This window comes from Kocuria sp. JC486, from assembly GCF_011602805.1.
Classification (GTDB): Bacteria; Actinomycetota; Actinomycetes; order Actinomycetales; family Micrococcaceae; genus Kocuria; species Kocuria soli.
This window is the reverse complement of sequence record NZ_JAAOZS010000003.1, coordinates 15,254-27,670: the sequence shown is the minus strand read 5'-3', so window position 1 is coordinate 27,670 and position 12,417 is coordinate 15,254. Positions and strand designations below refer to the sequence as shown.

At 70.7% G+C, this 12,417-nt stretch carries 6 protein-coding genes; 2 read left to right on the top strand and 4 right to left on the bottom strand.

The genetic code is table 11. The features are described from left to right. Positions 1-124 precede the first annotated feature (124 nt). Positions 125-961: a hypothetical protein gene (locus tag GWK18_RS02365; protein ID WP_166832962.1), complete on the top strand. Its 837-nt coding sequence runs from the start codon at positions 125-127 to the stop codon at positions 959-961. Here the strand turns inward: GWK18_RS02365 and GWK18_RS02360 are convergent. After that, positions 944-2,950 carry an ATP-dependent helicase gene (locus tag GWK18_RS02360; protein ID WP_166832960.1) on the bottom strand — a complete coding sequence of 669 codons (2,007 nt, stop codon included), beginning with the start codon at positions 2,948-2,950 and terminating at the stop codon, positions 944-946. The two genes, GWK18_RS02365 and GWK18_RS02360, sit on opposite strands and share 18 nt — an antisense overlap. A 3-nt stretch (positions 2,951-2,953) precedes the next feature. Next, a complete protein-coding gene (gene nudC, locus GWK18_RS02355; RefSeq protein WP_348535806.1) occupies positions 2,954-3,979 on the bottom strand; it encodes an NAD(+) diphosphatase in 1,026 nt (341 codons plus the stop codon). A 115-nt stretch (positions 3,980-4,094) separates the two neighbouring features. Here nudC and GWK18_RS02350 point away from each other — a divergent pair, with 115 nt between their 5' ends. After that, positions 4,095-5,312 (top strand): macrolide 2'-phosphotransferase, encoded by a 1,218-nt coding sequence (locus GWK18_RS02350; protein WP_166832958.1) that lies wholly within the window; start codon positions 4,095-4,097, stop codon positions 5,310-5,312. On the opposite strand, the gene GWK18_RS02345 is transcribed toward GWK18_RS02350, so the two are convergent. Both GWK18_RS02345 and GWK18_RS02340 read right to left on the bottom strand, forming a co-directional pair. Further along, a complete protein-coding gene (locus GWK18_RS02345; protein ID WP_123825498.1) occupies positions 5,305-8,880 on the bottom strand; it encodes an ATP-dependent DNA helicase in 3,576 nt (1,191 codons plus the stop codon). The genes GWK18_RS02350 and GWK18_RS02345 overlap by 8 nt on opposite strands. Next, entirely contained in the window at positions 8,877-12,365 is a 3,489-nt protein-coding gene (locus tag GWK18_RS02340) for an ATP-dependent DNA helicase (RefSeq protein ID WP_166832956.1), read from the bottom strand. The genes GWK18_RS02345 and GWK18_RS02340 overlap by 4 nt, the downstream gene beginning before the upstream one ends. Between the last annotated feature and the right edge of the window lie 52 nt (positions 12,366-12,417).

Below are 12,417 nucleotides of genomic sequence, written 5' to 3'. Positions count from 1 at the left end.
GATGGTAGCCAGCCCCCGACCGCGCCTGTGGACAAGGTCCGGTTGGCCCGGTGTCGGGTCACACTGATGTGCACACCGGCGATTCCTTGCCGGGACAGAGCACCGCGTATCCAGGAGGGACACCGTGCCCACATCTGCCGTCCCCGCCGTACCCGCAGCCCGCCATCCCCAGCTCCGCCGCACCGTGAGCACCGGTGTCCGGCTGGACGGCCGACCGCCCGTCACGGACCTGCAGCTGATGTTCCTGGGCCTGAGCCCCGTCACCGCGGCGGCCGCCGTTCTCCTGGCCGGCTGCGGGGTCCGAGGCTTCGTGATCTCGGACCCGCGACCGGTGACCTGGGACGACGCCGCCGCGGGCGCCTTTGACCTTCCCGACGTCGGCCGGTCCCGGGACCTGGGCGTTCGGCAGCGGATCCGTGCCGCCAACCCGAACGCCGTGGCCCTCTCGGATCCCGCCCGTTTCACGGCCGAGGACCGTCCGAGCAGTTTGGTCATTCGCGCGGTGGACCTGTCGGACCCGGACGGCGCGTCCCTGGATCTCCGGGCAGCTGCCGCCGAGGGTCGTGTGCGGGAGCGCCAGGAGGTGCTCGACGTCGTGGTTCCGGGTGGCCACGCTCCGGGGACCACGATGCTGTGGCCCGTTCGCCCCTGGTACGCCCGGGCCTGCCCCGACTGCATGGCCAAGGCCGCAGGGACCGCGCAGCCCGAGCCCTCCCGGGGTGCGCGGTACGACGCCTGGCCAACCCACACCGCCTTGGCCGCCGCCGTGCTCGCCCAAGCGGTGATCGCCCAGGCCGGTGCCGGTGGTCCGGAGGTCGGCCACCGGGGTCACCCGAGCAACGGCCCGGTCGACGGGTCCGCCGCCGAGCACGTGACCGTTCTGCACCCGGGCGGGCCGGTGTCGACGATCGAGCGGGTGCCGAATCCGCAGGCCGCCTGCCCCTTATGCGCGGCGGGTTGAACCGCGGCGCGCAGCACCGCGTCCCTGGCCCGCCGGGCGGGCCGAACGCCGCGAACTGCCCGGGCGTTCCGGGAGGAGATCATCGATGAACCGTGAGGCCCGCCGGTTGGGGCGCCCGCCGGGAGTCCGGGTCAGGGACCAGGAGAGCATCAGGTGTTCCCGCGCACGCGTGATTCCCACGTACAGCAGGCGACGTTCTTCGTCGATCTCGTCGGAGGTCTCGGCGAAGGTGATGGGCATGAGCCCCTCCGTGAGTCCCACCAGGAAGACCGCGTCCCATTCCAAGCCCTTGGCGGAGTGTAAGGAGGCCAGGGTGACCCCTTCGACCGCGGGGGCGTCCTGTTGGGTGGCACGGCGGGACAGTTCCTCGGCCACCTGCCGCAGGGTGAACTCCCCCGGCCCGGTCCTGCCGTGTTCCTCGGCCGTGCGTGCCGCCTCCTCGTGCGCCGCGGCCATCCGATCGGTCATGTCCACCAGCGCGGCCAGCGACTCCCAGGTCTCACGGACCGCCCCCGTGACCCGCGGTGCCTGCGGTGACCAGCCCAACGAGGAGAGCATGTCCCTCACGGTCTGCCGCACCGCAGCGGCCCCGGCGGTCCCGGTGGCTGCGGCACCCCCGGAGTTGCCGTGCGTGTCACCGGCGGGTGTGGCCGTGGCGTCGTCGGCGGTCGCCGGAGTTTCGGCCTGGGCGCCCGAGCGGATCTGCAGCAGTGCCTGTCGGATCTCCGGACGGCGGAAGAACTGTTCGGTACCCCGGAGCCGGAATCCGATCCCGGCGTCGGCGAGCGCCGTCTCGTAGGCCTGGGCCTGGCCATTGGTGCGGAACAGAACCGCGATCTCGGAGGCGGGAACACCGTCGTCCAGGAGGTCCTGGATCCGCACCGCCGCGCCCTGGGCCTCGAGCTGGTCGTCGTCGTATTCGTTCCACGACGGCGCGGGGCCCTCCTTGCGCTGGCCCACCAGTCGTAGCGGGGTGGCCCAGGTACCCGGTGTGGAGTCCGTCCCGGGGCGGCGGGCGGCGAGCAACCGGTTGGCCGTGTTCACGATCTGCGGTGTGGACCGGTAGTCCCGGACCAGTTTGACCACGGTGGCCTCCGGATACCGGCGCGGGAAGTCCAGGAGATGGCGGGAGGTCGCCCCCGTGAAGGAGTAGATGGTCTGGGAGGCGTCGCCGACCACGCACAGGTCGTCACGCGGGCCGAGCCACGCGTCCAGGAGCCGTTGCTGCAACGGGGAGACGTCCTGGTACTCGTCGACCACGAAGTGGCGGTACTGCGCACGCACGGTGGCCGCGATGCGTTCGTCCTCCTCAAGGATGCCGACGGTCAGGAGCAGCACGTCCTCGAAGTCGATCTGGTTGCGGTCGGTCTTGATCTCTTCGTAGGTCTGCCACAGCCGGGCGATCGTGCGGGCGTCGTGACCGCCCGGCAACGGCCGCGGAACGCCACCGGATTCGTGCGCCGCGGCGTAGGTGTCGGGTGTGAGCATGGAGACCTTGGCCTTCTCGACCTCCCCGGCCAGGTCACGGATGGTGGCGCGGTCGTTGCTCAGACGCATGGCGCCCGCGGCCTGCGCGATCAGGCGCGCCTTGTGTTCCACCAGCTCCGGGACACTGCCCCCGATCGCCTGCGGCCAGAAGTACTGCAGCTGGCGCAGTGCCGCTGAATGGAACGTACGGGCCTGCACGCCGTCGGCGCCCAGGACCCGGAGGCGGTTGCGCATCTCGTTGGCGGCGCGGGTGGTGAACGTCAGGGCGAGCACCTTCTGCGGGGTGTAGACGCCGGTGGCGATTCCGTAGGCGATCCGGTGGGTGATCGCGCGGGTCTTGCCCGTTCCCGCTCCCGCCAGGATGCACACGGGGCCGCGAAGTGCCGTGGCGGCCTGGCGTTGTTCCGGGTCCAGCCCGTCCAGGATGCGTTCGGGGAGGGACCGCTGATCCTCACTCTCGACCGGGAAGAGCGCTTGAGCCGCTGCGTCAGGGGCGAGCACGGGTCACCAACCGGATTCGGGCAGGTTTTCGCCCAACCAGTGCTCGATCAGCGCGCGGGCGATCGAAACCTTGCCGGGCAGTACGATCTCTCCGCTGAGGGAGGCTTCCCGGAGTTCATCGCGGGTGAACCACCGCAGCTGAGCGATCTCGTCCCCGTCGGGGGTCAACTGGCCGTACTGCATGACGGCCGTGCAGCCGATCATGAGCGACCGCGGGAACGGCCAGGGTTGGGAGCCCAGGTACCGCACCTGGTCGACCACGATCCCGGATTCTTCCTCGATCTCCCGGACAACAGCCTGTTCGATGGATTCGCCGGGTTCCACGAAGCCGGCCAGCGTGGAGAAGCGGTTACCGCTCCAGGCCGCGGACTGGCCCAAGAGGATGCGTTCGCGGGACGAGTCAGGGGCACCGTCCGTGACCGCCACGATCACCGCGGGGTCAGTGCGGGGGAAGTGCATGGACCGGTCGGCGGGGCATCGACGCATCCAGCCGGAGCGTTCGACGTGCGTGAGCTCGCCGCACCGGGGGCAGCGCGGGTGGTCGACGTGCCAGGCCGTGACGGCCTGGGCCGTGACCGCCAGGGCTGCGTGTTCCGGCTCGGCTGCTCCCAGGGCCGGGGCGATCGCCCGCAGGGTGGCCCATTCGAGCGGTTGGCCGGCCGAATCTCCCCTGGCGTGGCTGAGTTCCACCAGTTCCGTGAGGGCCTGTGTCATCTCGCCCTGACCCTGCTGAGGGCGGACTGTCACGCCCTCCGCGCTGCCGTCGGTGAGTTCACCGAGGTAGACCTCCGGGAGTCCCGGGTCGGCGTCGGGATCGTCCAAGCCCTCGATAATCCGCGCAAGGTCTGAGCGTTCCACGAGCACCAGGCGCCCGTCGGCCACGGGCATCCGACCGTCCAGGGTGACCAACGTCCACCGTGAACCCGGCCGCTGGTCATCGCGGTCGCGTTCCGGGCTGCGCCGTTCCAGACGCGAACGCGTCAGCGGCATGACATCGGGGTTGAGGACTGTGGGCCTGGGCAACTGCACCGTTCCACTCTAACGGCGCGCACGTGGGCCGGGCCTGTGCCCTCCACGGCGGTGGGTAACTCCCCTGCCACGCACCGGCGCGGTGACCTTCCCCGCCCCTTGTAGGGTTGCTTCCATGCGCCCCTCCCTCGAACATCTGGCAGCGGTGGCGGTCGCCGGGGTGCCCGGGATCGTGCCCGCATCGGTTGGTCCGTCACCGGACGACGACGCCGATTTCCGCTCCGCCGTCGTAACGGATCAGGCCCACAAACGCTGGCGGGTGCGCAGCCCCCTGACGGAGGAAGCCGGTACCCGACTGGCCGCCGAGCACGCCGTGTTGAGCGCGTTCACCCCGGCGCTGCGGTCCAAGCTGCCGTTCCTGATCCCCACCGTGGTGGGCTCCGTGGACGACGGCGGACGCAGGACCTTCATCTACTCTCACCTCCCCGGTGGGCCGGTGCCGATCGACCGACTGGACCGGTTGCAGGACGCGGCACCCACGCGGCCGCAACCACCCAGCGCGGAGCCCGTCCCGCCCGTGACCACCCAGATCGGCCAGCTCCTGGCCGCGATCCACGACCTGCCGCGCGCAATGGTCATGGACGCCGACCTGCCCGCCTACAGCGCCGACCAGTGCCGGACCCGCATGCTCAACGAGCTGGACCAGGCCGCCACCACGGGGAAGATCCCGTCCGGCTTGCTGCAACGCTGGGAGAACGCCCTCGAGGACCGCACCCTGTGGCGCTTCTCCACCCACGTGGTGCACGGCGACCTCAACGAGGACAACCTGGTGGTCGACGGCAACCGCATCACCGCCGTCACCGGCTGGTCCGACGTCCACGTGGGCGACCCCGCCCTGGACTTCGCCTGGTTGATCGGCGCCAACGACGCCGGTTTCGCGGAGGCTGTGGTGGCTGCCTACACGCGATCCGGTGTCCGCGCCCCCGACCCGCACCTGTTGCGTCGGGCCCACTTGGAAGCCGAGTTCGCGCTGGCCCGTTGGCTGGTGCGCGGGGTCTCCCGCGAGCGACCGGACATGGTGGCCGACGCGCAGCACACGCTCCGGGTGCTCGAAAAGGACGTGGCGGACTACGACGAGGAGCTGGCCTCCGGCCGCCCCGCACAGGCGGAGGACTCGGTGGAGGCCCGCACGGAGCACGCGCGTGAAGCGCGTACCCGCGCGGAACAGTCTCAGCCGGAGCAGAGCGAGCAGGCTCAAGCGGCCGGCGTTCCTGACGTGGACGGGCAGGCCAACGGCGTCGATCAGACGGGTCCGTCCGGTCAGACGGATCAGGCCGGTCAGGCCGAGCCGCCGACCAATGTGACGCAGCTGCGCCGCGACCCGCTCACTTGAGGGTTCGCGTCACGATCGCCTCCAGCTCGGCTTCGCCCGCCAGGTCGTGCGGGCGAACCGTCCTGTCCGAGGCCACGTAGTAGAACGCCGCCGACACCTTCTCCAGCTCCACCCCCATCAGCCGTGACCAGGCCAGGCGGTACACCGCCAGCTGCACAGCTCTACCCGCCAGGTCTGCGGCCCCGGGGACTCGCCCGGACTTCCAGTCCACCAGTTCCCACCGGTCGTCGGGCAGCTTGAACACGGCGTCGATCCGGCCGCGGACGGTCAATCCGCCCAGTGGTGTCTCGATCGGGTGCTCGACCGCCCACGGCTGACGCTGCCCCCATTCGCTCTCCCGGAAGGTCCGCGCCAGCGCGGGGAGGTCGTAGCCCTCGTCCACGAAGTCGTCGGCGCCGCCGGGGAGTTCGTCCACGTCGAAGATCGCGCTCGAACCGAAATACTCCTCGACCCAGGCGTGGAACGTGGTTCCGGCCCTGGCTGCCACGGCGGGGCGCCGCGGCATGGGGCGCCGCAACTGGGCGGCGACGGCTTCCGGGTCCTGGCCCAAGGCAACCACCGTCGAGGCCGAGATGTGGGACGGCATGGGCAGCACCTGCTGGTCCGGTGGCGCCTCGTGGGCGGCTACGAGCACCTGGGCCTCCTCCGCCCAGCGGCGGACCTCGGGCAGCGCCAAGAGTTCCTGGTCGCTCAGGTCACGGTGTTCCCGGAAACCTCCGTCCAGTACCGCTCGCGCGATCTGTTCCAGGTGGCGACGTCGTCCCGCCCGGACTGGGGGCCGCACCGTGCGGTACTCGATGACTTCAGCACCCGTGCCCTCAGCCCCGTGGACTTCAGCTCCGGTGGTGTCCGCACCGGGGCTTGCTGTGCTCGCCACGATCTCGGTGACCTCGGGGCCCTCGAGGGGATCGTAGGGCCAGGCCGCTTCGAGGGTCCTCGACTTGGCAGGGTTGGGCAAGTCCTCGTCCGGTTCGACCCAGGTTCCCCGACGCACCACGGACGTACCCGCCGGTCCGGGCTCCGTCAGATCGTTCAACTCGTCCAGGAACTCCGAGGGAGCCCTTTGCATGGCTGTGCCGCCCACGAACACCGAGCACGACAGGCTCAGCAGGCTACGGGCACGGGTGAACGCGACATACGCCAGCCGTCGCTCCTCATCGGTCGTGTGCTGCGCGCAGTCCTCGACGAACAGCGCCATGGACTCCTTGAGCGTGACCACGTCCGTGGTGTCCGGGGCCCACTGTGGCAGGAAGTCCCGGTCACCACGCAGCGGCCAGGGCACGGCCGCGGCAGACTTGGTCCAGGCGGAGGACTTGTCGGACGGGAACGACTTCGCGTTCATGCCCGGCACGTAGACGTGGTCCCATTCCAGCCCCTTGGAGGCGTGGACGGTGAGGATCTGTACGGCGCCGGGGTTCGGATCCGCAGGTGCGGTGTCCGGATTCTCCTCGGAAGCGGCGACCTTGAGCCAGGCGAGGAAGGCCCCGATGTCCTGCGACCCGGTCGCAGCACTGTATTCGAGCGCCACGTCCTGCAAGGCGTCCAGGTTCCGCCGCCCCTCCGCCGCGGAAGCCCCGGCCCTGGCCGAAACCTCGATGTCCACGCCGATGGTTCGTTCGACCACGGTCAGCACCGTGGCCAGGTCCTCGGACAGCCAGGACCGCAGGCCGTGCAGCTCGTCGGCGAAGCGCTGCATGCGATCGCGTCCGCTGTCCGTGATGCTGCGCCCGGCCCCGGAGGTCCACCCCGGCCGCGGCAGGGTTTCGACCGCCTCGATCAGCGATGCGGCATCGGACAGGTCGGGTTCGATCACGACGTCGCCGCCCTCCCCCGCCCCGGCCTCGGCGTCGGCGTCGATCTCCTCGACCAGGCGGCCGGTGCGCGCCGCCTGCGTGCGACGCCGCTCGAGGTGCCCCGCCCAGTCCGCCAGAGCGACCAGGTCGCGGGCTCCGATGCGCCAGCGCGCCCCGGTGAGCAGGCGTGCCAGGGCGTCGGAACGTCCGGGGTCGGTGAGGACCTGCAGGGTGGCGACGACGTCGGCCACCTCGGGAACCTCGAGCAGGCCACCGAGGCCCACGACTTCGTAGGCGATGCCGCGTGCGGCCAGTTCCCGTCGCACGGGCTCGAACTGGGCACGACGCCGGCACAGCACCGCGGTGGTGACCGGCGGAGTGCGCTCCGAGGCGACCTGACCGTGCGCAGAACCAGGGCCCTGGTCGGACTCGGCGATGGACCCACCCATGGATCCCGCAATGGATCCCGCAATGGATCCGGCGATGGCGCGGGCCTCGTCGTCGTCGGTGAGATAGCGGTTGACCTCCACACGGCCGGTCCCGGCGCCCGGGCGGGGGTCGAGTTGAGGGACCTCCTGCAGGCCCCGGCCGGTGCTCACGGACCACGGCGGCGGCGTGCGCAGCGGTTGGGCGATGGTGTTCGCCACGTCCAGGATCGCGGTGTCGTTCCGCCAGGCCGTGGTGAGGTAGGCCGGTTCGGCAGCCGTTGCGTCCGGGGCGGGGAACCACCGGTCGAAGCTGAACAGCTGCCCCGCGGAGGCGCCGCGGAAACCGTAGATGGACTGTTGGGGATCTCCCACGGCCATCACGGAATGGCCGTCTCCGAACAGAGAAGCGAACAGCACCATCTGCGCGTGGGAGGTGTCCTGGAACTCGTCGAGCAGGACCACGCGGAAGCGTTCACGTTCCAGGGTTCGGGCCGCCGGGTCCTCCTTGGCGATGCGGGCCGCGCGTTCCAGCAGGTCCCCGAAGTCCATGGTCTCGGTCTCCCGCTTGAGGTCACGAAACCGTTTGACCAACCGCGTGAGCAAACGGGTGCGATGCATCTTGGCCACCGCATCTTTGACGGCCTTGTCGAGTGCCCTGGATTTTTTGGACGGCGGGACGTCGGACAGTTGGGGCAGGAAGCCCTCCAGGAACTCGTCGATCTCCCCCGGACTCAGCAGGTGCTCCGCTGCCCCGGAACTGAGGGACAACACGTCCTGGGTCAGGGTGGAGGCCTTGAGGTCGGCCGTGACCTCGCCGTCCCAGGACTGCACCACGCGGGTGGCCAGCTGCCAGGCCTGAGCCTGGCCGAGCAACACGGTCTCGGGCTCGACCCCGATCCTCAGCCCGTAGGTCCGCACCAGGGCACTCGCGTAGGAGTGGTACGTCAACACGGTGGGGTCAAGGGGCAGCGAGTCGCCGACGTCTCCGACATCTGCGGCGGCGGTGTCCTCCATCGCCGTGTCCTCGGACGGGACCAGCAGCCCCTTGGAGCGCAGAACGCTGAGCCGCCCGCGCACTCGGTCCCGCAGTTCGCCGGCGGCCTTGCGGGTGAAGGTCACGCCCAGGACCTGGTGCGGCCGCACAATCCCGTTGGCCACCAGCCAGACCACGCGGTCGACCATCGTGGCCGTCTTGCCCGAACCTGCGCCCGCGACCACGAGCTTGGGCGTGAGAGGCGCGGAGATGACAGCGGACTGCTGGCCCGTGGGGGTGTTTGTCCCCAGCGCGGCGGCCAGTTCCTCGGGGGTGAATCGAGGGTCGATCCCACCGTACGGATGGGCGTTCATTCGGTGACCTGCCTTCCCTGACTACAGAGCGGGCAGATCTCCGGCAGGCGACAGCGCATCCCGTACGAGCCGGTGTTCTGCCCCGTGTGGCGGGCGATGAAATGGTCGCGGGACACCAGTTCGGCCGCGGCGGTGACGAGTTCCTGGGCCCATCGTTCGTCGGGTGCCAGCGGGTCCTGGCGCTGTGCCGTGTAGCCGCTGGTTGTTCGGCCCAGTTGCACGAGGACGGCTCCGCCCGGATCGGACACCCGGGATTCCGGGCCGAGGTCCAGGACCAGGTCGGCCTCCTGATCGGGCGCGGCGTCGTCGTCCTGGGATCGAGCAGCGGCAGCCATTGCCTCCCCCGCCCCGGCGGCCAGGGCGACCTGGTAGGTGCCCATCTGCGGGTGCCGTGCAACATCGGCCCCGCTGGGCTGCACGGCCCCGGTCTTGAGGTCGACCACGACGTAACGACCCTGGGCATCCACCTCCAGCCGGTCCACGCGGCCCCGGAGCAGGGCGTCCCGCGCGCGTCCACGAACCAGCACGCTGAACGAGCCTTCCACCGCGACGAGTTCCCGCCCGCCGTCCTTGCGGGCATCGATCACGTACGCGGCGAACTTGCGGAGCATGGTGCGGGCCCGTTCCAGCAGGAGGTCCGTTTCCCACCCGGTGGGCAGACCGAGTTCCGGCCAGCGACGTTCCAACTGGGCGACCAGTTCGGTCCCCGAGCCGTTCGGGAACTCCTCCGCGATCGAATGCACGAGCGTGCCCAGGCTGCGCGCGGCATCCGTGGCTTCCTCCGCCCGCGCCGTGGACACGAACCAGTCCAACGGCGAGCGGCTGATGGTCTCGATCCGCGACGGCGACACCGGAACGGGCTGGTCGGGATCCAGGACGGGGCCCTCGGAAGACAGCGGCAGGAGACCCCACCACTGCTCCGGATGCGCGCCCGGCACGGGCGTGCGGGTCCGGGTGAGCCGGTGGAGCAGGCGAGCTGCGGCCTCTGCGTGTTCAGGGGCTTCGGCCCCGTCCCCGACGGCGGCGCGCAACTGCCCGGTGAAAGCGCGCAGGGTCAGGGGCCGGGGTGCCTTGAGCACGGGCCTGCTGTTCTCCGCGGCCTCCGGGTGGCGGGACACCTCCCACGGGTCCACGAGGCCCAGGAAATCGGAGGGTTCGTGGTCCTGGTCCACCACGGCACTGACGAGCAGTTCACGCCCGGCGCGGGATACAGCGGTCGAGAAGGACCGCAGTTCGTCATGCCGGACCAGGGTGACGCGCGTGACCGGCGAGGTCCTGGCGGCGGCCTCGACCCCCAGCTCCACGGCGTCGTCGAGCAGATCGGCACCCAGGAGCTGGCCGCGCAGGGTGGTGTTGGGCCACTGGCCCTCCTGGACTCCCGCGACGAACACGACGGGCCATTCCCGGCCGGCCGCGGTGGCGGGGGTCATGATCTCGACCGTCGCCCGGGTGGGGGCCCGTGCAGCAAGGGTGTCCATGGGCAGCTCTTGTAATTCCAGGAAGTCCAGGAACTCCGCCGCACCGGCACCGGGCAGGTGGTTCACGAATCGTTCGGCCATTTCGAACAGACCGACGACGGCGTCCAGGTCGCGGTCCGCTCGTCGTCCGGCCTCCGCACCGTTGAGCGCCTCCCGCTGCCACGCATCCGCGACCCCCGCGGCCTCCCACAGCGCCCAGAGCACCGTCTCCGCGGTCGCATTGGGCCCACCCAACGCGGCCCGGCCGGCCTGGACCATGCGAGCGATCCGCCTGGCGGGGGTCGAGCGCACCCCAGCGGCGTCCAGCGCCCCCGGCACCACCAGGGCTTCCACCAGGAGTTGGTCCGAATTGCGGCCGCCACCGTCCCTGAGTTCCGCGTAGCGCAGCCTCTGACGCAGCCTCCGGATGTCCATGGCGCTGGCCCCGCCGATCCGTGAGCCCAACAGGTCCACGGCTTCGACCGCGGCCAGCAGGGACGCGGACTCGTCGGTCGGCTCCTGGTCGTTGTGGTGCGCGTCTACCACCAGTTTGAGCGCGTCCAACAGCGGTTTGACGGCGGGTTCGTCCCGCACGGGCGTCTCCGCGGCGGACGTGGTCACGGGGATCCCGAGTCCTTCCAGTTGGCGCTGGACGCTCTTGAGCCGAGCACTGTTGCGCACCACCACGGCCATGTCCTGGAACGGCACCCCCTCCAGGAGATGGCGCCGGAGGATGCCGTGTCCGATCCACCGTGCCTCATGCACCTCGGAGGCCAACACGACGGCGTGCAGGCCCGAATCACCCGAACCTGGCTGCGCGGCGGAAGCCCCGGATCCAGAGGATTCGGGCCCCGGCGCCGACGCAGTGTTCGGGGTGGGGGCCGGTGAGGGGCGCCGCGACCGCGGTGACTGGCCCGTCACGGCCGGAACCCGGGCGGCAACCCTCCCCCACGCCTCCTGGATCTCGGCGGGCATGCGGTGGCCCGTGACCAGCAGGTGGGTCCGCAGCGGTGCTGCTGCCGTACCGACGCGGTCGGTCAGCCCGCGCAGCGCGTCCGGGCGGGCGCCACGGAAACCCTGGACCACGGTGTCCGGGCAGGCCGTCATGATCACGTCCCGGCCCGCACACAGCACGGCCAGGAGTCGGTGGATCGAACGGGTGGCCTCCTGGAGATCGTCGACGAGGACCAGTTCCAGCCGTTGTTGCTCGGTGGCGAGCATCTCGGGGTCGTTCTCGAGCAGCCGAGCGGCCTCCGTGACCAGCTCCGCGGGGTCGAAGGCCTCCGGCATGCGCAGCCGCCGAACGGCCTGGTACTCGGCTCGCAACGACGACGCAACCACCCAGTCCTGTCGGCCCAGCCGACGCCCGAGGTCCGCCAGGTCTTCCGGGGACAGGTCGTGCTCCGAGAGCCGGTCGAACAGTTCCCGCATCTCCTGCCGGAAGCCGCGCGTCGACACGGCTTCCTGAAGATCCGGGGGCCAGACGACGCCCGCGCCGATGCCGTGGGCGTGGCCCTCCATCAGTTCGCGGATCAGGACGTCCTGTTCCGGTCCGGAGAGCAGTTTGGGCGGGTTCTCCACCCCCGGCAGCCGGCCTTGGACATGGGCTCGGCGCAGCAGGTCGAACGCGTACGCCTGCCACGCCCTCACCGGCGGGGTGGACATCGTGGTGGCCACCGTGGCCGTCAGGGTGTCCCGTACCCGCGCGGCGGAACTCCTGCTCGGGGTGAGGACCAGGAGATTGTCCGCCGACAGCCCCTCCCGGAGCCGGCGCGCGGCAAGCGACACCAAGGCTGTGGTGCGTCCGGTGCCGGGTGCTCCCAGGACCAGGCGGGGCCCACACCCGAATTCCAGTCCGGCGATCTCCTGTTGCTCAGGATCCAGTGCCTCCCACGGTGGAACGTGCAGTCCACTGGGCTCGGGAGCGGTGATGGCCCACCTGCCCCGGCGTTCGACGGGGAGCACACCGGCAAGCACGTCCGCGTCCTGGGCAGCGGAATCAGGCTGTACTGGGCTGAGATCGACCATGGCCATATCCCACCACGAGTCCCGGACGACACAAGCATCCGAGCACCATCGC